Annotated in this window: 23 protein-coding genes; 10 read left to right on the top strand and 13 right to left on the bottom strand. The window is 73.1% G+C overall.

Features of this window, described 5'->3' with window-relative positions:
* Positions 1-35: 35 nt before the first annotated feature.
* Together EV562_RS02430 and EV562_RS02425 are read right to left on the bottom strand one after the other, a co-directional pair.
* Positions 36-692 (bottom strand): HAD family hydrolase, encoded by a 657-nt coding sequence (locus EV562_RS02430; protein WP_133884952.1) that lies wholly within the window; start codon positions 690-692, stop codon positions 36-38.
* 53 nt (positions 693-745) lie between these two features.
* Entirely contained in the window at positions 746-1,777 is a 1,032-nt protein-coding gene (locus tag EV562_RS02425) for a PHP domain-containing protein (RefSeq protein WP_208298268.1), read from the bottom strand.
* A gap of 155 nt (positions 1,778-1,932) precedes the next feature.
* Here EV562_RS02425 and EV562_RS02420 point away from each other — a divergent pair, with 155 nt between their 5' ends.
* The gene (locus tag EV562_RS02420) at positions 1,933-2,169 is read left to right on the top strand and encodes a hypothetical protein (RefSeq protein WP_133884950.1); all 237 of its coding nucleotides are present in this window, start codon (positions 1,933-1,935) and stop codon (positions 2,167-2,169) included.
* Between the two features lie 30 nt (positions 2,170-2,199).
* Here EV562_RS02420 and EV562_RS02415 read toward each other — a convergent pair whose 3' ends face one another.
* From EV562_RS02415 to otr(A), 4 genes are all read right to left on the bottom strand, one after another.
* Positions 2,200-3,465, bottom strand: a complete 1,266-nt coding sequence (locus EV562_RS02415; protein ID WP_133884949.1) for a glycoside hydrolase family 16 protein — start codon at positions 3,463-3,465, stop codon at positions 2,200-2,202.
* A gap of 168 nt (positions 3,466-3,633) precedes the next feature.
* Entirely contained in the window at positions 3,634-4,188 is a 555-nt protein-coding gene (locus EV562_RS02410) for a VanZ family protein (protein ID WP_133884948.1), read from the bottom strand.
* Positions 4,189-4,411: 223 nt separating this feature from the next.
* Positions 4,412-5,098, bottom strand: a complete 687-nt coding sequence (locus EV562_RS02405) for a DUF4230 domain-containing protein (RefSeq protein WP_133884947.1) — start codon at positions 5,096-5,098, stop codon at positions 4,412-4,414.
* A 167-nt stretch (positions 5,099-5,265) separates the two neighbouring features.
* A complete protein-coding gene (otr(A), locus tag EV562_RS02400; RefSeq protein WP_133884946.1) occupies positions 5,266-7,134 on the bottom strand; it encodes a tetracycline resistance ribosomal protection protein Otr(A) in 1,869 nt (622 codons plus the stop codon).
* Between the two features lie 204 nt (positions 7,135-7,338).
* Here otr(A) and EV562_RS02395 point away from each other — a divergent pair, with 204 nt between their 5' ends.
* Positions 7,339-8,292, top strand: a complete 954-nt coding sequence (locus EV562_RS02395) for a ribose-phosphate pyrophosphokinase (RefSeq protein WP_133884945.1) — start codon at positions 7,339-7,341, stop codon at positions 8,290-8,292.
* Here the strand turns inward: EV562_RS02395 and EV562_RS02390 are convergent.
* Both EV562_RS02390 and EV562_RS02385 read right to left on the bottom strand, forming a co-directional pair.
* Positions 8,258-8,644 carry an anti-sigma factor antagonist gene (locus EV562_RS02390; protein ID WP_133884944.1) on the bottom strand — a complete coding sequence of 129 codons (387 nt, stop codon included), beginning with the start codon at positions 8,642-8,644 and terminating at the stop codon, positions 8,258-8,260. The two genes, EV562_RS02395 and EV562_RS02390, sit on opposite strands and share 35 nt — an antisense overlap.
* Positions 8,645-8,856: 212 nt before the next feature.
* Complete coding sequence (locus EV562_RS02385) at positions 8,857-9,798, bottom strand: NADP-dependent oxidoreductase (protein ID WP_133884943.1); 942 nt, start codon at positions 9,796-9,798, stop codon at positions 8,857-8,859.
* Between the two features lie 339 nt (positions 9,799-10,137).
* Here EV562_RS02385 and EV562_RS02380 point away from each other — a divergent pair, with 339 nt between their 5' ends.
* Entirely contained in the window at positions 10,138-10,530 is a 393-nt protein-coding gene (locus EV562_RS02380; protein ID WP_133884942.1) for a VOC family protein, read from the top strand.
* Positions 10,531-10,610: 80 nt separating this feature from the next.
* On the opposite strand, the gene EV562_RS02375 is transcribed toward EV562_RS02380, so the two are convergent.
* Both EV562_RS02375 and EV562_RS02370 read right to left on the bottom strand, forming a co-directional pair.
* Entirely contained in the window at positions 10,611-10,916 is a 306-nt protein-coding gene (locus EV562_RS02375; RefSeq protein ID WP_133884941.1) for a DUF4235 domain-containing protein, read from the bottom strand.
* 48 nt (positions 10,917-10,964) lie between these two features.
* Entirely contained in the window at positions 10,965-11,990 is a 1,026-nt protein-coding gene (locus EV562_RS02370) for a glutathione S-transferase C-terminal domain-containing protein (RefSeq protein ID WP_133884940.1), read from the bottom strand.
* 176 nt (positions 11,991-12,166) lie between these two features.
* On the opposite strand from EV562_RS02370, the gene EV562_RS02365 reads away from it, so the two are divergent.
* Positions 12,167-13,174 carry a cation diffusion facilitator family transporter gene (locus EV562_RS02365; protein WP_133884939.1) on the top strand — a complete coding sequence of 336 codons (1,008 nt, stop codon included), beginning with the start codon at positions 12,167-12,169 and terminating at the stop codon, positions 13,172-13,174.
* Between the two features lie 63 nt (positions 13,175-13,237).
* On the opposite strand, the gene EV562_RS02360 is transcribed toward EV562_RS02365, so the two are convergent.
* Positions 13,238-13,687, bottom strand: a complete 450-nt coding sequence (locus EV562_RS02360) for a nitroreductase family deazaflavin-dependent oxidoreductase (RefSeq protein ID WP_133884938.1) — start codon at positions 13,685-13,687, stop codon at positions 13,238-13,240.
* A gap of 379 nt (positions 13,688-14,066) precedes the next feature.
* Between EV562_RS02360 and EV562_RS02355 the strand changes: the two genes are divergently transcribed.
* The 4 genes from EV562_RS02355 to EV562_RS02340 all read left to right on the top strand — a co-directional run bounded on the left by EV562_RS02355 (position 14,067) and on the right by EV562_RS02340 (position 17,169).
* On the top strand, positions 14,067-15,305 hold the full coding sequence (locus tag EV562_RS02355; RefSeq protein WP_133884937.1) for a cytochrome P450: 1,239 nt from the start codon (positions 14,067-14,069) through the stop codon (positions 15,303-15,305).
* Between the two features lie 12 nt (positions 15,306-15,317).
* The gene (locus tag EV562_RS02350) at positions 15,318-15,518 is read left to right on the top strand and encodes a ferredoxin (protein ID WP_133884936.1); all 201 of its coding nucleotides are present in this window, start codon (positions 15,318-15,320) and stop codon (positions 15,516-15,518) included.
* A gap of 52 nt (positions 15,519-15,570) precedes the next feature.
* Positions 15,571-16,122, top strand: coding sequence for a flavoprotein (locus EV562_RS02345; protein WP_133884935.1), 552 nt, complete (start codon positions 15,571-15,573; stop codon positions 16,120-16,122).
* A 78-nt stretch (positions 16,123-16,200) separates the two neighbouring features.
* Positions 16,201-17,169 (top strand): aldo/keto reductase, encoded by a 969-nt coding sequence (locus tag EV562_RS02340; RefSeq protein ID WP_133884934.1) that lies wholly within the window; start codon positions 16,201-16,203, stop codon positions 17,167-17,169.
* Between the two features lie 39 nt (positions 17,170-17,208).
* Here EV562_RS02340 and EV562_RS02335 read toward each other — a convergent pair whose 3' ends face one another.
* Positions 17,209-17,871, bottom strand: a complete 663-nt coding sequence (locus EV562_RS02335; RefSeq protein ID WP_133884933.1) for a DUF4232 domain-containing protein — start codon at positions 17,869-17,871, stop codon at positions 17,209-17,211.
* 135 nt (positions 17,872-18,006) lie between these two features.
* Entirely contained in the window at positions 18,007-20,388 is a 2,382-nt protein-coding gene (locus EV562_RS02330) for a SpoIIE family protein phosphatase (RefSeq protein ID WP_166661532.1), read from the bottom strand.
* A gap of 288 nt (positions 20,389-20,676) precedes the next feature.
* Between EV562_RS02330 and EV562_RS02325 the strand changes: the two genes are divergently transcribed.
* Both EV562_RS02325 and EV562_RS02320 read left to right on the top strand, forming a co-directional pair.
* Complete coding sequence (locus EV562_RS02325) at positions 20,677-23,763, top strand: glycoside hydrolase family 2 TIM barrel-domain containing protein (protein ID WP_133884931.1); 3,087 nt, start codon at positions 20,677-20,679, stop codon at positions 23,761-23,763.
* Between the two features lie 153 nt (positions 23,764-23,916).
* Positions 23,917-26,160, top strand: coding sequence for a cellulase (locus EV562_RS02320; protein WP_133884930.1), 2,244 nt, complete (start codon positions 23,917-23,919; stop codon positions 26,158-26,160).
* Positions 26,161-26,167: the final 7 nt, after the last annotated feature.

Genomic DNA, 26,167 nt, shown 5'->3' with positions numbered 1-26,167 from the left:
GCGGAACGTCGGGCGGTGGGACATGGAACCGCGGTTCATGCGAACGGGCTCCCGTCCAGCGAGGACAGCAGGTCGTCCGGGTCGGCGTAGACAGCCTGCGCCCCCGCCTCCTCCAGGTCGGCGCGGGGCAGGCCGCCGCACAGCACGCCCACGCAGCGCACCCCCGCCCGGCTGCCGGCGCGCATGTCCCACACGGTGTCGCCGACGAACACGGACCGCTCGGCCGGTACCCCGGCCAGCTCCAGGGCGTGCCGGACCGGCTCCGGGTCCGGCTTGCCCGCGTCCACGTCGTCGGCGCTCGCGGTGGCGGCGATCGCGTCGTCCGCGTCGATCGCCCGCCGCAGGGCGCCCAGCTCCGCACCGCCCGCCGAGGTGGCGAGGACCACCGTCCAGCCGTCCCCGGCCAGCCGGCGCAGCAGCTCACCGGCGCCCGGCAGCGCGGGGAGCCGGTCGAAGTACTGGCCGTAGAGGGCCTTGTGGGCGGCGCTCAGCGCGGCGTCCTGGTCCGTGTCCCGGTCCTTGCCCAGCAGGTGGGCGATCAGGTCGGTGGAGGGGAGGCCCACCGCCCGGTGGATCGCGTGCATCGGCACCTGGTGGCCCGCCTGCCGGAACGCCTCCCACCAGGTCGTCACGTGCAGGTGATTGGTGTCGACGAGGGTTCCGTCGACGTCGAACACGGCCGCCCGTTGCATGCGGTGTCCCTTTCGTGGTGCGTGGAGTGTGGATCGGCGGCCGGGTACCCGCGTCAGCGGTCCGCCACTCCAGGCGGTGTGCGGCCCTCACGCGTCCAGGCCAGCAGCTCCTCCAGGGACCACGTGGTGACCACGCGCTCCGGGGGCACCCCGCACTCCTCGGCCCGGGCGCACCCGTGGATCTGCCAGTCCAGCTGACCGGGCGCGTGCGCGTCGGTGTCGATGGAGAACAGCACGCCCGCCGCCACCGCCCGGCGCAGCAGCCGCCGCGGCGGGTCGAGCCGCTCCGGGCGGCTGTTGATCTCCACGGCCGTACCCGACTCCGCGCAGGCGGCGAACACCTCGTCCGCGTCGAACTCCGACTCCGGCCTGCCGCGCCCGGTCAGCAGCCGGCCGGTGCAGTGCCCGAGCACGTCGGCGTGCGGGTCGCGGACGGCGGCGACCATCCGGCGGGTCATCGAACGGCTGTCCATCCGCAGCTTGGAGTGCACGGACACGACCACCACGTCGAGCCGCTCCAGCAGCTCCGGCTCCTGGTCGAGCGAGCCGTCGTCGAGGATGTCGCACTCGATGCCGGTCAGCAGCCGGAACGGCGCCCAGGCCGCGTTGAGCTCCGCCACCACGTCCAGCTGCTCGCGCAGCCGTGCGGGGGAGAGCCCGCTGGCCACCGTCAACCGGGGCGAGTGGTCGGTGAGGACCGCCCACTCGTGCCCGAGCGCTGCCGCGGTCCGGCCCATCTCCTCGATCGGGCTGCCGCCGTCGGACCAGTCCGAGTGCAGATGGCAGTCGCCGCGCAGCAGCTTTCGCAGCTCCTCGCCGCCGCGGGCGAGCGGCGTGTCCGCCTCGGCCTCCAGCTTCGCCAGGTAGCCCGGCACCTGTCCGTCCAGCGCCTCGCGTGCCACCTGCGCCGTCTTGGGACCGACCCCCTTGAGCGACTCCAGCGACCCCGCCCGCTCGCGCAGCTCGCCGGCCGGCAGCCCGCCCAGCACCCCGGCGGCGGTACGGAAGGCGCGGACGCGGTACGTCGGTGCCTGGGCCCGCTCCAGCAGGAACGCGATCCGCTCCAGCGCCTCGACGGGGTCCATCGCCACCTCCTCGCGCGACCTCGGCCCGACCCGCCGGTCCTCACCGTCCAGGGTTCCCCAGAGGACCGGGACCCGCACCACGAGACGGCCGGCCGGCCGGTGCCGGGCCGGGCACGGGTCCCCGCTCGCGGACGTCGCGGCCTACCCTCGATTGCATGACCGAGATCGACAGCCCGTACATCGGCAGTCCGCGGATCCTCGTGTTCGGGGTGCACCCGGGCCCGCCACCGTTCCGGATCGTGGAAATCGACGGCCAGGTGGTCGGTGAGGCCAGGGCCGTCACCGACGTGCTGGAGGCGGCCGCCGCCTTCGGCATCACCGTTCACGACCTGGACGATCCGGCCGTCGTCCGCTGGGTGGGCGGGGACAAGTTCACCTGGGCCGCGCGCTGAGGGGCGCCCCGGGCCGTCCCCGCCCGGGCCTCAGCCCACCGTCCACTTCTGGTTGGCGCCGCCCGTGCAGGTCCAGATCTGCAGCCGGGTGCCGTTGGCCGAGTTGTTGCCGGTGACGTCGAGGCACTTGTTCGCCTGCGGATTGACGATGTCGTGCGCGGCGGAGACGACCCACCGCTGTGCGGCACTGCCGTTGCAGTCCCACAGCTGGACGACCGTGCCGTCCGCCGTGCCGCCGGCGTTGACGTCCAGGCACTTGCCGAGCGCCCGGACGGTCCCGTCGGACCCGACCGTCCACCGCTGGGCCGCGGTGCCGTTGCAGTCGTAGAGCTGTACGGGGGTCCCGTTGGCGGTGTTCGCCGCGGCGACGTCCGCGCACTTGCCGGCCAGACCGCGGATCGCGCCCCCGGCCGACGAGTCGCCCGTGGCCACCGAGACGTGGTCCACCACCAGGGTCTGCGGGAAGACCGTCGAGCCGTCGGGGTCGCCCGGCCAGTAGCCGCCGACCGCCAGGTTGAGGATCAGGAAGTACGGCCTGTTGAACACCCACTGCTTCCCGCCCAGGTCGGCCGGGGTGCGCCGCTGGTAGACGTTGCCGTCCACCGACCAGGTGATCGAGTCGGGCGCCCAGTCGACGGCGAAGGTGTGGAAGGCGTCCGCGAACGCCTGCCCGCCCGGCAGCGTGTAGCCGGCGCCGATGCCGCCGGAGCCCGAGTAGCCGGGGCCGTGGAGGGTGCCGTGCACGGTGGAGGGCTCGAAGCCGACGTTCTCCATGATGTCGACCTCGCCGGAGTCCGGCCAGTTCACCGGGGTGCCCAGCATCCAGAACGCCGGCCACATGCCCTGTCCGCGCGGCACCTTCATGCGCGCCTCGACGTGCCCGTACTGCGCGGTGAACTTGCCCGAGGTGTTGAGCCGGGCGGAGGTGTACTGGCAGGAGCCGTACCAGCACTGGTAGTTGGCCGGGTTCTCCTTGCGGGCCGTGATGACCAGGTGGCCCTGTCCGTCCAGGGCCGCGTTCTTGTTGCCGGACGTGTAGTACTGCCGTTCGTGGTTGTTGACGTTGTCGCCGGTCTCGATCTGCCACTTCGAGGAGTCGACGGCGGCGCCGGCCGGCCCGTCGAAGGTGTCGGAGAAGGTCACGGCGGCGGCCGCCGAGGACGAGGCGCCGACGGACCCGGCGGCCGGAGAGGTGCCGGGTTCCGCCTGGGCGGGGCCGGTCACGAGGGTCGCGGCCAGTCCGGCGGACAGGGCGGCGGCGAGGAGACATCTGCGGAGCAGGCGTGGACGTGCCACGGCTCTCCCTTCCGTACGGCGCCCGCGGCGGGCGCCGACCGAGGTGGGGGCGGGAAGTGTGTCGCCTCTTTATTCAAGTAGTGAGATAAGGGGTGGTCAATACCTTGGTACGGACCAGATGTCGCCGCCCTCGGACCGCTCTCGCGGCCCGCGCTCCGGGACGTGCCCTCAGGCGCGGGTCACGCGGGCGTGCACCGTGCGGCTCATCCGGCGGCCGAGGAGCAGGTAACCGATCAGCGCGCCGGTGGTGTTGAGGATGACGTCGTCGATGTCGAAGGCCCGCCCGGTGACCAGGGCGCCCTGCGCGAACTCCACCAGCAGCATCACGACGGCCGTCAGCAGCGCCACGCGCAGCACCCCGCGCGTACGGGGGGCGACGACCGGGACCAGGACGCCGAACGGCACACCGAGCAGGATGTTCCCGCCGATCTGTTTGACGGCGTCGCGCAGCGCGGGCTGGTCCAGGTAGGCCCGCACGGAGCGCCCGGGGTGCAGGTTCGTGTGGGTCAGGGCCTCGGACGCGGGGGAGGGGTTCAGGGTCAGCCGCGCCAGCACCACGGCGAACGCCACCATGAAGACGAACGCGCACGCCGTCGCCAGCAGGCGCAACGGCAGGGCGAGAGCGTGCCGTTCGCGACGCTCGGGTTTCTGCGGCTCGGCCTCCGGCGTCCTGGCGGCGCGGGGGCGCGGCCACGAACGCGCCCGTGAGGCGGCACGAGTCATGTCAGTCCTCCAGTCTCGACGTCCCCGCGTGGTGGGGCGGTTACCCGCTCCATGGCCGAGGATGCCCGCCGTTGCGCCGAGCATGCCCGGCGATCGTCCGGTCGGCCGTCCCCGCCCTCGTCCACCGTCTCGCCGTGCCGAGGGTTCCCCCGTGCGCGGGCACGCCCGTCCACCCCGGGGGTGTGTGCCGCCGGGTGGGCCGAGCCGTGCCCGCGGGCGGGGGTCACGTCGTCCCGTACGTCACCCGGACCTCCTCGAAGCCGAGGGAGGTCAGCAGTCCCCTGAGCATGGCGGTGGTGTTGCTCTCGGCGCGCGCCTTCAACTCGCTGTCCTTCGCGGCCTCGCCGATGTGCCGGGCTGCGAGCTTCTGCACGGCCTGCTCGCTGTTCGGGTTGTCCGAGAACAGGTCGCCGAGCCGGTCGAGCAGTCCGCGCTGCTTGGAGACCGCGTAGGAGCGGTCGGGGTCGAGGGCCGGCTCGCCGAGTGCGGCGTGCGGCAGCCGCAGCGTGGCCGACGTCCGCTCGTCGTCGACCGTGACGTCGTTCTCGCCCACCTTCCCGAGGTCGACGAAGGCGTCCACGGTGCCCGCCCCGACGTACAGGGTGCGGCTGCCGCGGATCGCGTCGGGCAGGAACTTGGCGTCCTTCTCCAGGTCCACGACGACCTGGAAGTTGCCGGACGCGGCGTCGTAACGGCTGATGTCCTGGACGGACTTGAGCAGCGCGGGGCCCGAACGGTCCTGCGTCTCGGAGCCGAACAGGTCCTTCAGCCCCGGCACGATGCTCAACCGCAGCCCGGCGAACAGCACGACGAGCACCAGCAGCAACGCGGTCAGCGCCTTGGCCCAGCCGGGGATGCGCCGCGCGGGCCTCTCGACGGAACTCGTGGGCTTCTTGACGGGAGTCGTCATGGCGACGGCCCTCCTTCCTACTGACCCGGATGCCCGTCATCTCCGGCGGCAGACAGCGCAGTTGGCGCACGGCCGGAGAGGTGAGGGCCGCGGGGCGTGCGGCGGCTCAGCGCCCGGCCCCGAGACGGCCGGTCGGCGCAGGGCCCGGCCCCGAGACACCGGTCGGCTCAGCGCCCGGCCCCGAGACGCCGGTCGGCGCAGGGCCGCGTCGACCAGACGGCCTCCCCGCGCGTGAGCCCGGGCAGCCGCAACTCGGCCTCCCGCGCCCGCCGGGCCGGCAGCTCGCCGGTGACGATCCAGGCCGGGTCGCCGCCCGTCGTGCCGGTGAAGTCGGCGCCGAGGGTACCCAGCAGGGCCGTCACGGCCGCCAGCGCGTCCGGCGGGACCTCGGCCTCGAAGGCCAGGCAGGGCTCGTACAGCACGGTCCCCGCCCGGGTGAGGGCGCGGCGCAGCACGATCCGGGTCAGCCCGCGGAAGTCGGCGGCGGTGCTGACCGGCGAGGAGAAGCCGGAGCGGACCAGCGTCACCCGGTAGTCGGTGACCGCGGCCCCGGTCAGTCCGGTCAGCAGTGTGGCGTGGACCGTCTCCTCGATCGCCTGGTGGAAGGCGCGGGGCAGCGCGCCGAGTTCCGTCTCGTGGGTGAACACCCCGCCGGAGCCGCGCGGCCCCGGCTCCACGCGCAGCCCGATCGTCGCCCAGTAGCGGGTGCGGTCCAGCCACGGCATCTCCTCTGCGGCCTCGCCGGTACCGGCCGGGCGCTCCAGGAACCGGACACGGCCCGGTGCGAACTCCGCCTCGATGCCGAACTCCTCGGCCAGCGTCGCGGCGAGCACCTCCATCTGGACCTCGCCGTACAGGAGCAGCGCGGTGGCGCCGGACGCCGCCGGGCGGGCGTGCAGCAACGGGTCCTGGTCGGCCAGCGCGAGCAGCGCCGAGCGCAGCGGCGCGGCCTGCTCCGGCCGTACCGCCCGGACCACCGTCCGCAGGGTCGGCGGCGCGAACTGCGGTGCCCGGCCGGCCGGCTCACCGAGCCGGTCACCGACCCGCAGGCCCCCGGGGAAGGTGAGCGCGGCGATGTTCCCCGCGGTGAGTGTGGGGTCCCCGCCGACCACGTCGAGGCGGGTCACCCGGCCGCCGACCTCGGTGGTCCGCCCGTCGGACCCGCGCCGCAGGAAGGTGAGCCGCCGACGCGGACGCACCTCACCGTCGAACAGCCTCAGGTACGCGGTGCGCTCACCGGCGGGTCCTGGGCGTACGGCGAAGACGGTGCCGCGCGGTTCGGCGGTGCCGTCCGCGCCGGGCGCGGTGCCCGGCACCGTCCGCACCAGGCCCTCGACCAGCTCCGCGACGCCCTGGCCGCCGAGCGCGGAGCCGTGGTACAGCGGATGGAACGAGCCGTCGGCGGTACGGGCGGCCAGTGCCCCGGCCAGGTCCTTGGCGGTCGGCGGGGGGCCGTCCACCAGGGCGGCCAGGACGTCCGGATCGACCTCGGCGAGCGCCTCGGCGGTCCGCCCGTCCGGTGGGCGGCGGGTGACCCGGGCGTGCGGGGTGCCCGCGCCCGTCACCTCGGTCAGCGGGGCGACGTGCGGCGTCAGCAGGCGCCGGACGTCGTCGAGCAGGCCGTCGGGGCGCGCCCCGGCACGGTCGATCTTGTTGACGAAGAGCAGAGTGGGCATCCGCAGCCGCCGCAGGGTGCGCATCAGGACGCGGGTCCGCGCCTGTACGCCCTCCACGGCCGACAGCAGCAGCACCGCGCCGTCGAGCACCTCCAGGGCGCGCTCGACCTCCGCGACGAAGTCGGAGTGTCCCGGCGTGTCGATCAGGTTGACCCGCCTGTCGCCGACGTCGAAGCAGGCGACGGCCGAGCGGATGGTGATGCCGCGGCGGCGCTCGATGGCGCCGTCGTCGGTACGGGTGTCGCCGGCGTCGACGCTGCCGAGCCGGCCGACGGCGCCGTGGTCGAAGAGCAGCCGTTCGGTGAGGCTGGTCTTACCCGCGTCGACGTGGGCCAGGATGCCGATGTTCAGGGTGCGCATGCGTGGAGGAGTCCTCGAAAGCCGTGGGCCGGAAGGGGCACTGGGGGGTTCCGAGGAGTCGGCGCATGCGAGGTGTCCTGACGTGAGGGAAGCGGGGGAGAGACACGGACGGGGATCATCATGGCGCGGGGCCCCGGGAGCGGCGCAACGGGATTTCCGTAAGCTGAGGGTCCCGGCCGGACAGGATCACGCGAGGAGCGGTCCGTGCGAGACATCGCCGTGTTCAGCGGTAGTGCCCACCCCGAGCTGGCCGAGGAGGTCTGCGCCCAGCTGGGCGTGCCGCTCAGCCCCACCCGGGTCAGCCGGTTCGCCAACGACTGCCTGGAAGTGCAGCTGATGGCCAACTGCCGCGAGCGGGACGTGTTCCTCGTCCAGCCGCTGGTCGAGCCGGTGCAGGAACACCTCGTCGAGCTGCTGCTGATGTGCGACGCGGCCCGCGGGGCGTCGGCCGGCCGCATCACCGTGGTCATGCCGCACTACTCCTACGCCCGCTCCGACAAGAAGGACGCCCCGCGGATCTCGCTGGGCGGCCGCCTGGTGGCCGACCTGCTGGTGGCCGCGGGCGCGAGCCGGGTCCTCGCCATGACCCTGCACTCGCCCCAGGTGCACGGTTTCTTCTCGGTCCCGGTCGACCACCTGCACGCGCTGCGGGAACTGGCCGCGCACTTCAGGCGGTACGACCTCTCCCGCGCGACCGTCGTCTCACCGGACCTGGGCAACGCCAAGGAGGCCGCCGCGTTCGCCCGGATGCTCGGCGCCCAGGTGGCGGCCGGGGCCAAACAGCGGTACGCGGACGACCGGGTCAGCATCAGCGCGGTGATCGGGGAGGTCGCGGGACGGGACGTGATCGTGCTCGACGACGAGATCGCCAAGGGCAGCACGGTGCTGGAACTGCTCGACCGGCTGCGGGAGTCGGGCCCGCGCAGCATCCGCCTCGCCTGCACGCACGGGCTGTTCGCGGCCGGTGCGCTGGGGCGGCTCAGCGAGCAGCCGGACGTGCTGGAGATCGTGTGCACCAACACCGTGCCGGTGCCGGTGGACCACCACACGGACAAGCTGCGGATCCTGTCGATCGCCCCGGCGCTCGCCGAGGCCGTACGCCGGATCCACAACGGCGAGTCGGTCAGCGCCCTGTTCGAGGCCCGGCCGGCGGGCTGACGTCGAGGGCCTCGTCGAGGGTCGGCCGGGGCGGCAGCAGCCGTGCCAGGCCGGTGATCCGCAGCATGCGCAGGGTCAGCGGGTGGGCGCACACCAGGAGCACCTGCCCGCCCTGGTCCAGCACCTGGCTGCGGGCCCGGTACAGCAGGCGCAGCCCCGAGCAGTCGAAGAACTCGATGCCGCCGAGGTCCAGCACGATCCGGGCGCCGGGGCGTGCCGTCTCCCGGTCCAGGTGCGGGACGATCTCCGCCGCCGAGGCGATGTCGATCTCGCCCCGGAACTCAAGGACCGTGTGCCCCTGGTAGTGGCGCACCCGCAGGTGCCGGGTGGGCGACCCGGATTTCTGCCGCACGAACCTTGCCTCCAGCCTGTCGCGGGCCCTTCCGGCCTGCTTTCGGGGGCTCAACTACCCAGCTCGCTCGGAAAGTTACCCCGATCGAGCGAGTTTGAGCATGTTCGATTGACATATGTCATCGAAATCTCGCCGACCCGTCGCCGGGGTCGCCCGGGCGACGAGCGGAGCCCCGGCGGGACCCGTCGGAAGGGAGCGACCCGCGCCCCGGGTCAGTCGACCACGAGGACGAGCTTGCCCGTCGTCCGGCCGGTCTCGCCCTGTGCGTGCGCCCGCGCCGCCTCCGCCAGCGGGAACGTCTGCGCGATCGTGGCGCGCAGCTTCCCCGACTCGACCAGGCGGGCGATCTCCTCCATGCCGGCCCGGTCGGCGTCCACCAGCATCCGCACCGCCCGGACACCCAGCCGGTCGGCCTCCTCGAAGAACTCGTCCGACCCGACCGGCAGGATCGACACCACGACGCCGCCCGGCCGCAGCACACGCAGCGACCGCAGGGACGTGTCCCCGCCGATCGTGTCCAGGACGACGTCGACGTCCTTCACGGCCCGGGCGAAGTCCGTCTCCCGGTAGTCCACGGTCTCGTCCGCTCCCAGGGAGCGCAGGAACTCGTGCTTGCCCGCACTGGCCGTGCCGATCACGTACGCCCCCCGGGCCTTGGCGATCTGCACCGCCACATGGCCCACCCCGCCGGCCGCCGCGTGGACGAGCACGCGCTGCCCCGGCTGCAGCTCCGCGCGCTCCACCAGGGCCTGCCACGCCGTCAGCGAGACCAGCGGCAGGGCGCCCGCCTGGACGTGGTCGATTCCGGTCGGCTTGTGGGCGAAGGTGCGCGCCGGGGCGGTGACGTACTCCGCGTGGGAACCGTGGCCGAAGGGGTAGGACAGCATGCCGAAGACCTCGTCGCCCGGCCGGAACGCGGCGACGCCGATCCCCACCGCCTCCACCACGCCGGACACGTCCCAGCCCAGTACGAAGGGCGGCTCGCCGAGGAAGGCGCCGGTCGCCCGGTGCTTCCAGTCCGTCGGGTTCACCCCGGCGGCGCGCACCCGCACCAGGACCTCGTTCGGGCGTGGTTCGGGGCGGGCCGGCCGTACCTCCTTGAGAACCTCGGGACCGCCGAGGACGTCCTGGCTGATGGCGCGCATGGTGTTCATCGGGACCTCGCACTTCGGGAGGGGACGGGCGACACGGTCTGCAACCCCCGAGGTGATCGTGCCATTCCCGGCGTCCCTCGGCACCGCGGGGCGACGCGATCGAGCCGGGCCCCACGCAACGTGGCACCATCGGCGCCGGCCGGTCCCGGCACCGGCCGCCACGCCGGGCCGGGCGCCGCCGGGACGACCGGCCCGGATCCGCCCGTACCGCGGCGGCGAACGCGAACCGGCGCGTGACCGCCTCCCGTTGACCGCCGACTGATTCGGCCGGGCGGGGATATCCGCAAGGTACAGGGCACGGGGCACGGCGCTCCGGACCCGGAATCCTTCGGAGGAGACATGGCACTGGTCAACGCGGGCGTCGTGGTGCTCGACTGCGCCGAACCCGAGCGGCTCGCCGAGTTCTACAAGGGCCTGCTGGGCGCCGAGGAGAGCGACGCGAGCGCCAACCGGATCGAGATCGAGGGCCCCCGCGGCTTCCGCATGGCCTTCCGGCGGGACGTGAACGCCACCCCGCCGAGCTGGCCGCGCCCGGAGAACTCGCTCCAGGTCCACCTGGACTTCGTGGTGTCGGACCTGGACGAGACCGAGCGCGCGATCGTGGGGCTGGGCGGGCGCCCGGTGGAGGCGAAGGACCCGGCGGGTCCGCACGAGGAGCGCGGCTACTCGGATCCGGCAGGCCACTCCTTCACCCTGCGGACGCTCGCCCCGACGGCACCCAAACAGGGCTGAGGGGTGCCGTTCGGATCAGCCGGCCGCGGGCCGCGGTGCCCGGCGGCCCCGGCGAGATCCGAACGGCACCCTCGGGGGAGTCAGTCCCGGCCGCCCTTGTCACCGACCGGCCAGACGCCGGTGGAGCGCTCGATGGCCTTGGCGCCCGTGCGGTCCACGGCGCTGCGCACCGCGGCGAAGATGGCGCCCTGGATGGCCGCGGCCAGGAGGATCTCGCCCCAGCCGCGGTCCTGGTCCAGGGCGTCGGGCGCGTCGTCCTCGTGCCGGAGCACCTTCCAGGTCTTCTGGAAGGCCATCCCCGCCACCGTGCCGCCGAGCCAGCCGAGCGCGAACCCGACGGGCTTGTAGGCGAGGGGGAGCTTCTTCTTCTTCTTCGTCTTCGCCATGGGCATCTCCTTGCCTCGTATCAGCTGAATGGTCGTACGCGAACCGGGTCAGGGCCTGCCCCGCACCGGTACCTCCTCGCCGGCCCGGACGGGCCCCGGCGGGGTGCCGTCGCCGAACGGGCGCCCGCCCAGTTCCTGACGGTGGTGGGGGGTGAGCCAGCCGGCCAGGTCCGGGCCCAGGGGCACGATGCCGGTCGGGTTGATGCCGGTGTGCACCTGGTAGTAGTGGCGTTTGATGTGGTCGAAGTCGACCGTGTCCCCGAACCCGGGCGTCTGGAACAGGTCTCGGACGTACCCCCACAGCACCGGGTTCTCGGTCAGCTTCCAGCGGTTGCACTTGAAGTGGCCGTGGTAGACCGCGTCGAAGCGCACCAGCGTCGTGAACAGCCGGATGTCCGCCTCCGTGATCGTGTCACCGACCAGGTAGCGCTGCCGTTCCAGCCGGGGCGTCAGCTGCTCCAGCCGCCGGAACACCCCCGCGCACGCGGCCTCGTACTCCTCCTGCCCGGTGGCGAAGCCCGCCCGGTACACACCGTTGTTGACGTCCTCGTAGATCCCGGCCATCACCTCGTCGATCTCGTCGCGCAGCGCCTGCGGGTACAGGTCGGGCGCGCCCGGCCGGTGCAGAGCGGTCCACTCGGTCGCCAGGTCGAGTGTGATCTGCTGGTAGTCGTTGGTGACGAGGGCCCCGCTCGGCACGTCCACGACGGCCGGCACGCTCACCCCGCCCGGGTAGCCGGTCTCCCGGCGGTCGTAGGCCTCGCTGAGGTAGCGGATGCCGAGGACGGGGTCCCGGCCGTCCGGGTCCAGGGTGAACCGCCAGCTGCGGTCGTCCTGGACCGGGTCGGCGACCGCCAGGGACAGGGCGTCCTCCAGGCCGAGCAGCCGCCGGGAGACCAGGGCCCGGCTCGCCCACGGGCAGGCGCGGCTCACCACCAGCCGGTAGCGGCCGGCCTCCACCGGCCAGCCGTCCCGGCCGTCCGCCGTGATCCGGTCCGCGAAGTGGCTCCGGGACCGCTTGAACGCCTTCGTTCCGTAGCCGCTGTTGCCGGGCGTCCCGCCGTCACCGCTCATGACCCTGCCTGCCTTCCCGCGTTCGAGTCGTCCGAGTGCCTGTGTGTCCGGATCCGTGGATCCGTATGCCCGCGCACCGGTGCCTTGTAGAGGCGTTCCCCGTTTTCGCCCGTCGGCACTGGTGGCCCTCCGCCAGGTGGGTGTGAGCCGCCCCGGCAGGGGGCAGTCGGGGCTTCGTGACTGGGACAGACGGAGAAGAGAAGCAGCCCGGCCGGAAGGCCGACCGCAAGACACGCGTGACCGTGCTCGTGGCCCTGGCGGCCAACCTGGTGATCGCCGTCGCCAAGGCGATCGGCGGGTTCGTCGCGGGATCGCCCGCACTGCTGTCGGAGGCGGCCCACTCGGTCGCGGACAGTCTGAACGAGATCTTCCTGCTCGCCGCGCTGCGCCGGAGCCGCCGCCCCGCCGACCGGAAGCATCCCTTCGGTTACGGCAAGGAACGCTTCTTCTGGTCGCTCCTCGCGGCCGTCGGCATCTTCGTCATGGGTGGCTGCTTCTCCTTCTTCCAGGGCGTCGAAGCCCTGCGCAACGGAGCGGAGGAGAGCCTCAGCGGCTACGTGGCCGGACTCGTCGTGCTCGGCATCGCCTTCCTGGCCGAGGGCGCGTCCCTGCTGCGGGCGCTGCACCAGGTGCGGGGCCAGGGCGGGCTCGCCGACGGGCTGCGCGACCCGGCGCTGCGCACGGTCGTCGCCGAGGACGGCACCGCGGTGCTCGGCGTCAGTTTCGCCATGGCCGGCATGGCGCTCCACATGGTCACCGGGCAGGTGGTGTGGGAGGCCTGCGCCTCGCTCGCGATCGGCGGCCTGCTCGTCTACGTGGCCTACCGACTGGGCCGCGAGGCCCGCGACCAGCTGATCGGCGAGGCCGCAGACGCCGAGGCCAGCGGCCGGATCCGGGCGCTGCTGCGGGCCCAGCCGGAGATCGACAGCGTCGAGGCGCTGTTCACGATGAAGACCGGACTCGACTCCACCCTGGTGGCCGCCCGCGTCGACCTCGTGCCGGGCCTGGACAGTGAGCGGGTGGAGGAGGTCTCCGTGCGCATCAAGAGGTCGATCACGCGCACCGTCCCTGAGGCGGGGGAGGTCTTCCTCGACGTCACGGACCGCAGCGAGCGGGAGGCGGCCGGCAGTCCGGCGGCGGCAGCGGAAGGCCCCGCCGCGACGGGGGAACGCGGCGGGGCCTGACCGGCGTCTGCCCGGCGGGCGCCGGTTCATTCACGGTGATCGGGAAACCTCCGCCCACCCGGCTCAGCTCGCGCCGGACGGCTCCAGGACGAAGACCGGGATCTCCCGGTCGGTCTTCTCCTGGTAGTCGGCGTACTGCGGGAACGCCGCGACCGCGCGCTCCCACCACTCGGCCTTCTCCGCTCCGGTGACCTCACGGGCCGTCATGTCCTGCTTCACCGGCCCGTCCTGGAGCTCCACCCGGGGGTCGGCGATCACGTTGAAGTACCAGACCGGGTGCTTGGGAGCCCCACCGAGGGAGGCGACCACCGCGTAGCGGCCCTCGTGCTCCACGCGCATCAGCGGCGTCTTGCGCACCTTGCCGCTCCGCGCTCCCCGCGTGGTCAGCACGATCACGGGCAGGCCCGTGTCGAGCAGGGTCGTCCCCTCGGTGCCGCCCGAACTCTCGTACAGCTCGACCTGTTCGCGCACCCACTGCGTGGGGCTGGGCTCGTACTCGCCGTCAAGAGGCATGTGTCTCCGTCCGTGTGTCGTCGTGGCCGGGGCGGGCCGAGGCGGTGGACACCGACACCGGCCCGCAACCATCCTTACCGCATCCCGCCCCGCGTACCCCACGGCGGCGCGGACATCCGGACGGAGCAACTCCGGCCGCCGGCGCGCCACCCCGTCCGGCTCGGCCAGTCACGGGGCACGGCCGGGGCCGCCGGAGGGCCGGTTCGCGCCACTCGCGCCGCGGCCCCGGCCCCCGCGGACGGGTCCAGCCGCCACGGACCGGTGATCCCCGGCCAGTCTGCCCACGCCACCGATCTGGCCGAACTTGCCGTCCCCCTGTAGATGCCCAAGGCATCTAATGAAGATCGGTACGACGCACTCTTCGTCTGCGAGGTCTTCCATGACGGACACCGACACGACGACCGGCACCACCAAGGCGACGGGCGAGGACACGGCGGACCCCGTCGCCTTCCCGCAGGACCGGACCTGTCCCTACCACCCGCCCGCCGCCTACGACCCGCTGCGCGCCGCCCGGCCGTTGGCCCGGGTCACGCTCTACGACGGACGTCAGGCCTGGCTGGTGACCGGCCACGCCGCCGCACGCCGGCTGCTGGCCGACCCGCGCCTGTCGGCCGACCGCACCCGCGACGGCTTCCCCGCCACCTCCGCGCGTCTGGCCGCGGTCCGCGGACGCAGGACCGCCCTGCTGGGGGTCGACGACCCCGAGCACCGCACCCAGCGCAAGATGGTGCTGCCGGAGTTCACCCTCAAACGCGCCGCGGCACTGCGCCCGAGTATCCAGCGGATCGTCGACGAACGGATCGACGCGATGACCGCGCAGGGCCCGCCCGCGGAGCTGGTCAGGGACTTCGCGCTGCCCGTGCCCTCGACGGTGATCTGCGCGCTGCTCGGAGTGCCCTACGCAGACCACGACTTCTTCGAGGAGCAGTCCCGCCGCCTGCTGCGCGGCCCCCTGCCCGCCGACACCCAGGACGCTCGCGAGCGACTGGAGGCGTACCTGGGGGAGTTGATCGACCGCAAACGGGTCGCACCCGGCGAGGGACTCCTGGACGACCTGGTCCGGCGGCAGTTGAGCGAGGGCACGCTCGACCGCGGGCAGCTGATCGCGTTCGCGGTGATCCTGCTGGTCGCGGGACACGAGACGACCGCCAACATGATCTCGCTGGGCACCTACACCCTCCTGACCAACCCCGGGCGGCTGGCCGAACTGCAAGCGGATCCCGCCCTGCTGCCCGGCGCCGTGGAGGAGCTGATGCGCGTCCTGTCGATCGCGGACGGGCTGCTGCGGATGGCCACCGACGACATCGAGGTGGACGGGCAGACCATCCGGGCCGGCGACGGGGTCGTCTTCTCGACCTCCGTCATCAACCGCGACGCGTCCGTCTACCCCGAACCGGACGCCCTCGACTGGCACCGTCCCGCCCGCCACCACGTCGCCTTCGGCTTCGGCATCCACCAGTGCCTGGGCCAGAACCTGGCCCGTGCCGAGATGGAGATCGCCCTGCGCACCCTCTTCGAACGGCTGCCCACGCTGCGCCTCGCCGCCCCGGCGGACGAGATCCCCTTCAAACCCGGCGACACCGTCCAGGGGATGCTGGAACTCCCCGTGACCTGGTAGGAGGGTACGGACATGCGTATCGGCATCGACAAGGACACCTGCGTCGGCGCGGGCCAGTGCGCCCTCACCGCCCCCGACGTCTTCACCCAGGACGACGACGGCTACAGCACCCTGCGGCCCGGCCGGGAGGACGGCGGCGGCAGCGCGCTGGTGCGGGAGGCGGCCCGTGCGTGCCCGGTGGGCGCGATCACCGTCTCGGAACGGGTGGGCTGACCCCGGCACCCGTGCCCGCCCCCGCCGGACGCCCGCCCAGTAGGGTTCCGGGGTGAGCGAACAGGCTGGAACCGACGCGGCCGCGAGGCCCTTCCTCTACGTCGTCGTCTGTGCCGCGGGCGTCGCCGACGGCGTCGGCGGGCTGATCGACGCCGCGCGGGGACGCGGGTGGGAGGTGGGGGTCATGGCGACCCCGGTCGCCATGAACGGCTTCTTCGACACGGCGGCCGTCGAGGAGCGGACCGGCCGGCCGATCCGCTCGGCCTGGCGCACGCCGGCCGATCCGCGGCCCTTCCCGCCGCCCGACGCCGTCGTGGTCGCGCCCGCCACCTTCAACACGATCAACAAGTGGGCCGCGGGCCTGGCCGACACCCTCGCCGTGGCCACCCTGTGCGAGGCGAGCGGTCTGGGCGTCCCCGTCGCCGTCCTGCCCTGCGTGTCCGACGCGCTGGCCTCGCACCCCGCGTACCGGGAGAGCCTGGCCCGGCTGCGCGGGATGGGCGTGCGCTTCGGCGACCCGTACACCGGGGACACGGGCCAGGACGGCGGCCGGCCCGGGTTCGGCTGGGAACGCGCCCTGGACCTGCTCGACGAGCGGCGCTGATCCGGACGGAGTTCGAGCCCGCACGAAGACGTACGCTCGCCCTGTCACCGATGACCGGCGAAGACAGGAGCAGCAACGATGCAGTACGTGAAGCTCGGTGCGACGGGTCTGGACGTGTCGCGGATCTGCCTGGGCTGCATGACCTACGGAGTTCCCGGCCGCGGCACGCACGAGTGGACCCTCGACGAGGAGGCATCGCGTCCGCTGATCCGGCAGGCGCTGGAGGCCGGGATCACCTTCTTCGACACGGCCAACGTCTACTCCGACGGCACCAGCGAGGAGATCGTCGGCAAGGCGCTCGGTGACTTCGCCCGCCGGGACGACATCGTGCTCGCGACCAAGGTGAACGGGCGGATGCGGCCCGGTCCGAACGGCGCCGGGCTGTCCCGCAAGGCGATCATGACCGAGATCGAGCACAGCCTGCGCCGCCTGGGCACCGACTACGTCGACCTCTACCAGATCCACCGCTTCGACCCGCACACCCCGGTCGAGGAGACGATGGAGGCGCTGCACGACCTGGTCAGGGCGGGCAAGGTCCGCTACATCGGGGCCAGTTCGATGTACGCCTGGCAGTTCTCCAAGATGCAGTACACCGCCGAGCGGCACGGCTGGACGAAGTTCGTGTCCATGCAGAACCACTACAACCTCGTCTACCGCGAGGAGGAGCGGGAGATGCTGCCCCTCTGCGCGGACCAGGGCGTCGGCGTGCTGCCCTGGAGCCCGCTCGCCCGCGGTCGCCTCACCCGGGACTGGGACACGGCCACCGAGCGCAGCGCCACCGACGACTTCGGCAGCACCCTCTACCAGGAGGGCGACCGTGCGGTGGTCGAGGCCGTCACCCGCATCGCCGGCGAACGCGGCGTCCCGCGCGCCCAGGTGGCGCTGGCCTGGCTGCTGCACCAGGACACCGTGACGGCGCCCATCGTCGGCGCCTCGAAGCCGGGCCACCTCGAGGACGCGGTGGCGGCGGTCGAACTCACGCTGTCCGAGAAGGAGACCGAGGAGCTGGAGCGTTCCTACGCGCCGCACCCGATCGCCGGACACTGATCACGGGGCCGGAGTCCCGGGCCTTCGGGGCACGGCACCTCAGGGGCCGGTGCCCGGTTCCAGGGCGGTGACGGACACCGAGGACGCGTTGCCGCCGACCGGGACCTCGCCGGCCGTCCACGGCACCTTCAGCGGCTCCCTCTCGTCCGGCGGCGTGACGAGCAGTGCCGCCGGAGCGGCCATGTGTGCGCCGCTGATCTGGGGGCTGGAGAACGACAGTCCGGCCCAGGCGCTCCTGCCCGGCGTCAGCGTCACCGTCTCCGGCGAGCCGGACGCGCGCTCGGGGTCCGGGCCGAGCTGCTTGCCGGCCGCGTCCACGAAGGCGGCCCCCGGGAAGCCGTACACCGTGCAGGTGCGGTCCGAGGCGTTGGTCAGCACGACGGGGAAGTTGCGCTGGCCGGCCCCCGGGTCCACGCGGCCGACGGCGGCCCGCAGTTCGGAGGTGCGGCAGCGGCCGTCGGTGCGCGCCGAGGCGGAGGCCGAGCCCACGGTGTCGCTGGGCGAGGCGCCGACCGTGGGGGAGGTGGCCCCGGGGGTCGCCGGGCCGGCGCTCGGCTCCGCGCTGCCGCGGCTGGTCGTGGCGGGTTCGGGGCTGCCGCTCGACGTGGCGCTCTCGCTGCCGCAGGCGGTCAGCAGACCGAGCACGGCGACCCCGCTCGCGAGCAGGGCCGTCCGGTGCAGTGGCTGGGACGTGTTCGCCATCGCTTCTCCACCCTCCCGTCGGGCTCGTGCGCACGGCCCGGCGACGACCGGCCGTCCCGTGCGACTCGTACTGCCGAGTGTCCCGCCGGGCGGCCCGGGAAACGAGGGCGCGCTCCGCATCGAGGCGCGGAGGGCTCACTCCTCGTCGTCGAGCAGCCCGAGCTCCGCCCAGATCGTCTTGCCCTCCGTCGTGTGCCGGCTGCCCCAGCGCTGGGTGAGCTGGGCCACGAGGAGCAGACCGCGGCCGCCCTCGTCCCAGGTCCTGGCCCGGCGCAGGTGCGGCGCGGTGTGACTGGTGTCGGACACCTCGCAGATCAGGGTGGCCGTGTCGTGGATCAGCCGGAGCCGGATCGGCGGGGAGCCGTAGCGGATGGCGTTGGTGACCAGCTCGCTCACCACCAGCTCGGCGGTGAAGGTCGCCTCCAGCAGGCCCCAGTCGGAGAGTTGCTCCAGGACCTGCTTGCGGACCGGGGCGACCAGCGACGGGTCGGCCGGGATGTCCCAGGTGGCGACCTGGCCGGCGGGCAGCCCCCGGGTCCGGGCCAGCAGCAGGGCCACGTCGTCCGCGGCGCTGCCCGCGGGAAGCAGGGTGTGCAGGACGCGGTCGCAGGCGGCGTCCAGGGAGCCGGCGGGGACGGCCAGCGCCTCGCGCAGCAGCGCCTGGCCGGCGTCGGTGTCCCGGTCCCGGCTCTCCACCAGCCCGTCCGTGTAGAGCGCCAGCACGCTGCCCTCGCGCAGCTGCATCTCGGCCGACTCGAACGGCAGCCCGCCCACCCCCAGCGGCGGCCCCGAGGGCAGCTCGACCTGCTCGGGCGGGCCGTCCGGCGGGATCAGCACCGGGGCCGGGTGCCCGGCCCGGGCCATGGCGCAGTGCCGCGAGACCGGGTCGTAGACCACGTACAGACAGGTCGCGCCCACCTCGCCCGCCCGGTCGTCACCGGACTCCTCGGAGAGCCGGACCACCAGGTCGTCGAGGTGGGTGAGCAACTCCTCGGGCGTCAGGTCGATGTCGGCGAGGGTGCGCACGGCGGTGCGCAGCCGGCCCATGGTGGCCGAGGCCGGGATGCCGTGGCCGACGACGTCCCCGACGACCATGGCGACCCGCATCCCGGAGAGCGGGATGACGTCGAACCAGTCGCCGCCGACGCCCGAGCGGGCCGCCGGCAGGTAGCGGGAGGCCGCCTCCACCGCGGCGGTCGGCGGCAGCCACCGGGGCAGCAGGCTGCGCTGCAGGGTCAGCGTCGCCTCTCGCTCGCGCGAGTAGCGGCGGGCGTTGTCGATGCAGACGGCGGCGCGGGCGCTGACCTCCTCGGCCAGCAGCACGTCGTCGTGCGTGAACGGGTCGGGACGCCGGAAGCGGGTGAAGACCGCGACGCCGAGCGTGGTGCCGCGGGCCTGGAGCGGCACCGACATCGTGGAGTGGATGCCGTACTCCTCCGTCCGCTTCAGGCGGACGGGGTCCCACTGCAGCCAGCGTTCGAGGTCGCCGTAGGCCGCCGAGGCCACGATCGCCTGCCCCGAGAGCAGGCACTCGGCCTGGGGCGAGCCGGCCGGGTAGACGTCCAGCCGTCCGGTCTCGGTCACCGCCTGCGGGCAGTCGGCCGTGACCGACCGGTGCGCCGTGCGGCGCAGGCCGACCGGCGGTTCGACCACGGCGGCGGGCTCACCGCCGTTCTCGCGCGGGTCCAGCAGGTCGACGCTGACGAAGTCGGCGAGCACGGGCACGCACACGTCCGCCAGCTCCTGTGCCGTACGAGTGACGTCGAGGGTGGTGCCGATGCGCACGCTGGCCTCGTTGACCAGTTGCAGCCGCTCGCGGGCGCGGTGCTGTTCCGTGAAGTCGTGGGCGCTCACGCACACGCCGTACACCCGGCCCTCGGCGTCGGTGAGCGGTGCGATCCGGGCGTTCCAGGCGTGGGCGCGGCTCTCGCCGACTGCCCTGAGACGGGCCTGCATGTCCTGGCGGCGGCCGGTGGCGAGCACGCGCCTCATGTGCCGTTCCAGCTCCACGTTCTGCGGCCGGCCGCTGATGTCGGTGGCCCGCAGGCCCCGCACCCGGTCGGCCGGGAGCCCCATCAGCCGCGCCATGGTGTCGTTGACCCCGCGCAGCAGGAGCCGGTCGTCGAAGATCATCATGGCGCAGGGGGACTGCGTGAGCGCCGCCCTGACCAGTGAGTCGTCCTCCGGTTCCGGTCCGGCTTCCAGCGGGGTCACGGCGAGCCACGTGGCCGGGGCGCCGTCCGCCTCGGGCCGGCGGTGCGCGAGCACCCACACGGGCACGGTGTGCCCGTCGCGGTGGCGCAGCTTCAGGGTGCCGCTCCACTGCTCGTCGCCGGGTCCCGGCGGCGTGCCCTCGTGGCCGTCCGCGAGGAGGCCGGTGGCGGGGCGGCCCACGACCTCGGCGGCAGGGTGGCCCAGCAGCAGGCGGGCGCCCTCGTTCCACTCCCGCACGGTGCCGGAGCCGTCGACGACGGCGCGGGCCGTGGCGGCATCGTCGAACGGGTTGACCGGACTCATCGTCGCCACTCCATTGCGCGCACCCACAGTGATCACCGCGTCACCTTGTTCCCAGCCTAGTGGGTTCGGGGCCCACGCGGACCCCGAACCCACCAGGCCCACGGCGCCCGGTCGTCGCGCGAGTCCGCGGCGGGCCCTTCCGACGCAGGGCAGAAAGTGCTTTCTGTGCCCTTGACGGGCGCATAGGGCGCGACGTCAGAATCTGTTTGTTCGCGATCGCTTGTGAGTGTTTCTGGGTTCTGCTGAGTGCTGTTGATTTCTGCTGAGTTCCTATGAGGGAGATCCGTCGTGTCGGTCACGCGTAGAACGGTTCTGATCGCCTCCGCCGCCGCGCCCGCGGCCGGGGCGGCGTTTACCGCCCCGTCGGCGTGGGCCGCGGACGGGGCCGCGGACTCCGCGGGCCGCCGCACGCTCGCCCTGCGCGACGGCTGGCGCTTCCGGCTGGTCGACGCCGACGGAGCGGCCGAGGACACCACGGGCGCCGCCGATCCCGCCCACGACGACTCGGCGTGGCGCGAGGTCGCCGTCCCGCACGACTGGAGCATCGAGCAGACGCCCACCACCGAACACGGCACCACCGGCGGAACCGGCTTCCTGCCCGGCGGCCTCGGCTGGTACCGCCTCGCCTTCACGCTGCCGCCCGCGTTCGCCGGGAAGCGGATCTCGGTCGAGTTCGACGGCGTCTACATGGACTCCCGCGTCCACTGCAACGGCCGGGAGGCCGGCCACCACCCCTACGGCTACACCGGGTTCGCCCTCGACCTGACCGGCCTGGTGCACACCGACGGCCGCACCGAGAACGTCCTCGCCGTCCAGGTGCGCAACCAGCTGCCCAGCAGCCGCTGGTACTCCGGCAGCGGCATCTACCGCGAGGCCCGCCTCGTCGTCACCGAACCGGTGCACGTACGGCGCTGGGGCACGTACGTCACCACGCCGCGCGTGAGCGAGGGCAGCGCCGTCGTCCGGGTGGAGACGTCGGTGGTGAACGCCTCGGGCGCCGGATGCGAGGTCGAGGTGCGGTCGGCGGTCGAGGACGCCGACGGACGCACCGTGGCCCGCACCGCCTCCACGGTGGACGTCGCCGACGCGGCGTCCGAGACCCACGAACTCACCGTCGCGCGCCCGAGCCTGTGGGACTTCTCGAGCCCGCACCGCTACACCCTGCGCACCGAACTGCGCGTCGGCGGCCGGACCGTCGACACGTACCGCACCCCGTTCGGCATCCGGACCTTCCACGTCGACCCCGACGAGGGCTTCCACCTCAACGGCAGGCACGCCAAGATCAAGGGCGTCGACCTGCACCACGACCTCGGCGCACTCGGCGCGGCGGTGAGCATCGACGCGATCCGCCGCCAGATGACCCTCATGCGGTCGATGGGCGTCAACGCCTTCCGCACCTCCCACAACCCGCCCTCGCCCGAGATGATCCAGGTCTGCGAGGAACTGGGCATCATCATGCTGGTGGAGGCCTTCGACTGCTGGCGCACCGGCAAGAACCGCTACGACTACGGCCGGTTCTTCGACGAGTGGTGCGAGCGGGACGCCACCGAGATGGTGCTCGCGGCCCGCAACTCGCCCGCCGTCGTCATGTGGTCCATCGGCAACGAGATCCCCGACTCCACCGCCACCGCCGGACTCGCCATGGCCGACCGCATCATCGACGCCGTCCGCGCCGCCGACGCCACCCGCCCGCTGGTCATCGGCTCCGACAAGTACCGCCGGATGCCGGCCAAGGGCTCCGCGGCCGACCTGATGCTGGCCAAGCTGGACGGACTCGGCCTGAACTACAACACCGCCAAGTCGGTGGACGACCTGCACACGGCCTACCCGCACCTGTTCCTCTTCGAGTCCGAGTCGTCCTCCGAGACCTCCACGCGCGGCACCTACCAGGAGCCGGAGCACCTCAACACCGGCGAGAACCACACACCGGGCGGGCGGGCCACCTCCTCCTACGACAACAACCTCGCCTCCTGGACGATGAGCGGCGAGTACGGCCACAAGAAGGACCGGGACCGCAAGTGGTTCGCCGGGCAGTTCCTGTGGTCCGGCATCGACTACATCGGGGAGCCCACGCCGTACGACGTCTTCCCGGTGAAGGCGTCCTTCTTCGGCGCGGTCGACACGGCCGGGTTCCCGAAGGACATGTACCACCTGTTCCGCAGCCAGTGGACCGAGGAGCCGATGGTCCACCTGCTGCCGGCGACCTGGAACCACCGCGCGGGCGACACCGTCGAGGTCTGGGCGTACAGCAATGTGGACACCGTGGAGCTGTACCTGAACGGGAAGTCCCTCGGCACCCGTCGCTTCGACCGGAAGCGCACCGTCGACGGCCGGGCCTACCTGGAGACCACCGAGGCCACCGGGGACGACAAGACCTTCACCGACGGCCCCTACCCCGGCAGTTACACCAGCCCCAACGGGAGCGCGGGCAAGCTGCACCTGACCTGGAGGGTGCCCTTCGAGGCGGGCGAGCTGAAGGCGGTCGCCCGGCGCGGCGGCAGGACGGTCGCCACCGACGTGCTGCGCACCGCCCAGGCGCCGCACGCCCTGCGCCTCACCCCGGACCGCGAGAGCGTCGCGGCGGACGGCCGCTCCCTGGTCTTCGTGACCGCCGAGGTGGTCGACCGGCACGGGGTGGTGGTGCCCGGAGCCGAGCACCTGATCTCCTTCGGCGTCGCCGGCGGCTCACTGGCCGGTGTCGACAACGGCCGCCAGGAGAGCGCCGAGCGCTACCAGGCCAGTACCCGCACCGCCTTCCACGGCATGGCGCTGGCCATCGTGCGGTCCGGCACCCGGCCGGGCACGGTCCGGGTGACGGCCCGGGCGGAGGGGCTGCGCTCCGGCACGGCGACGGTCCGCGCCCGGCGGGCGGCGGACCGGGCGACCACACCGGCCCCCGCGTTCCGCCCCGAGCACCCGGCGCCCGCGGACCACCCGTACGCGGACGCGAGCTACTCCGGCCGGCCCGGCACCCTGCCCGCCGCCATGCTGGACGGAGACCCGGCCACCGGCTGGTCCAACGGCTTCCACAAGGACGCCACCGCCCTGCTGCCCGCCTTCGACGGAGCCCGCGCCGAGGACTGGATCTCGGTCGACCACGGACGCACCCGCGCCTACGACCGGATCGAGGTCTCCTTCACCGTGGACGACGCCCACAGCCTGCCCGCGGGCGTCGAGGTGGCCGTCTGGGACGGCCACACCTGGCGGGCGGCGCGGGGGACGCGGACCGACTGGGCCACCGCCTCCGACGCGCCCACCGTCGTCACCTTCGACCGGCAGCGCGGCTCCCGGGTCCGCCTCACGCTCACCAGCCGCCACCCCGGTGAAACGCGGGGAGCGATCCGCGTCAGCCGCCTGGAGGCGCCCGCCGCCTGAGCCGCCGCCTCGCGCTCCGGACGGGACCGGTCGGCAAACCGGTCCCGTCCGGACCGTTGACTGCGTGTCATGTCTGCCACAAGCATGGCCTGCGACCGCATTTGGGAGCGCTCCCATTCCCGGCGAGCGCCACCTCCCCCGAGGAGCCCGGACGTGAAAAGACGCAGAACCGCGCTCGTCTCCCTGACGGCCCTGCTGGCGGCGGCCGTCACCGCGCTGCCCGCCGCCCCGGCCGGCGCCGAGGAGACCGAGCAGGTCAGGAACGGCACCTTCGACAACGGCACCGATTCCTGGTGGACGAGCAGCAACGTCACCGCGGCCGTGACCGACGGCCGGCTGTGCGCCGACGCCCCCGGCGGCACCGCCAACCGCTGGGACGCGGCGCTCGGCCAGAACGACGTCACCCTGGTGGCGGGGGAGTCGTACAAGTTCTCCTTCACCGCCACCGGTACGCCCGCCGACCACGTGGTCCGGGCGATCGTCGGCCTGTCGGTGTCCCCGTACGACACCTACTACGAGATCAGCCCGCAGCTGAGCGTCTCCGGCAACACCTACTCGTACACCTTCACCTCGCCCGTCGACACCACCCAGGGGCAGGTCGGCTTCCAGCTCGGCGGCACGCCCGACGCCTGGCGGTTCTGCGTGGACGACGTGTCGCTGCTGGGCGGTGTGGCACCCGAGCCGTACGTGCCGGACACCGGACCGCGGGTCCGGGTCAACCAGGTCGCCTACCTGCCGTCCGGACCGAAGAACGCCACGCTCGTCACCGACGCCACCTCCCGCCTGCGCTGGCAGCTGAAGAACGGCGCCGGACGGGTCGTCGCCGACGGCTGGAGCGTGCCGCGCGGCGTCGACGCCTCCTCCGGGCAGAACGTCCACTCGATCGACTTCGGCCGCTACAGGACGCGGGGCGAGGGATACACGCTGGTCGCCGACGGCGAGACCAGCCGTCCCTTCGACATCGGCACCGCCGCCTACGAGCGGCTGCGCCTGGACTCCGCGAAGTACTACTACACGCAGCGCAGCGGCATCGCGATCAGCGACGAACTCCGCCCCGGCTACGGCCGCCCCGCCGGACACGTCGGCACGGCGCCGAACCAGGGCGACACCGAGGTGCCCTGCCGGCCCGGCGAGTGCGACTACACCCTGGACGTCTCCGGCGGCTGGTACGACGCGGGCGACCACGGCAAGTACGTGGTCAACGGCGGCATCTCCACCTGGGAACTGCTGAGCACGTACGAGCGCTCGCTGCACGCCCGCACCGGGCAGCCCTCGAAGCTCGGCGACGGATCGCTCCGTATCCCCGAGAGCGGCAACAAGGTGCCGGACATCCTCGACGAGGCCCGCTGGGAGCTGGACTTCCTGCTGAAGATGCAGGTGCCGGACGGGCAGCCGCTGGCGGGGATGGCCCACCACAAGATCCACGACGAGCAGTGGACCGGGCTGCCGCTGCTGCCGAGCGACGACCCGCAGAAGCGCGAGCTGCACCCGCCGACCACCGCGGCGACCCTCAACCTGGCGGCGACGGCCGCCCAGGCCGCCCGCCTGTACCGCCCCTACGACCGCGAGTTCGCCGCCGAGGCGCTCGACGCGGCCCGCACCGCCTGGAAGGCGGCGCTCGCCCACCCCGACCTGCTCGCCGACGAGAACGACGGCATCGGCGGCGGCGCCTACCCCGACGCCAAGGTCGCCGACGACTTCTACTGGGCCGCGGCCGAGCTGTACCTGACTACGGGGGAGCGTGACTTCAAGGAGTACGTGCTGAACTCCCCGGTGCACACGGCCGACGTCTTCGGGCCGATCAGCTTCGACTGGGCGAGCACCGCGGCCCCCGCCCGCCTCGACCTGGCGACCGTCCCCAGCCGCCTCCCCGGCCGGGACAAGGTCCGCCGCTCCGTCGTGGAGGGCGCCGACGGCTACCTGGCCACGCTGAAGGCGCACCCGTACGGCATGCCCTACGCCCCCGCGGGCAACGTCTACGACTGGGGCTCCAGCCACCAGGTCCTGAACAACGCCGTCGTCCTCGCCACCGCCTACGACATCACCGGTGGCTCCAAGTACCGTGACGGCGCCGTCCAGAGCATGGACTACATCCTCGGCCGCAACGCGCTGAACATGTCCTACGTCACCGGGTACGGCGAGGCCAACGCGCACAACCAGCACAGTCGCTGGTACGCCCACCAGCTCGACCCGAAGCTCCCCGCACCGCCCGACGGCACCCTGTCCGGCGGTCCGAACTCGAGCATCCAGGACCCCTACGCGCAGAGCAAACTCCAGGGCTGTGTCGGTCAGTTCTGCTTCATCGACGACATCCAGTCCTGGTCGACCAACGAACACACGATCAACTGGAACGCCGCGCTGGCCCGGATGGCCTCCTTCGTGGCGGACCAGGGATGACCGGTTG

Origin of the sequence: Streptomyces sp. BK208, assembly GCF_004364245.1 — a bacterium.
Taxonomy (GTDB): Bacteria; Actinomycetota; Actinomycetes; order Streptomycetales; family Streptomycetaceae; genus Streptomyces.
The sequence above is the reverse complement of the archived record's forward strand: the minus strand, read 5'-3'. Positions and strand labels throughout refer to the sequence as shown.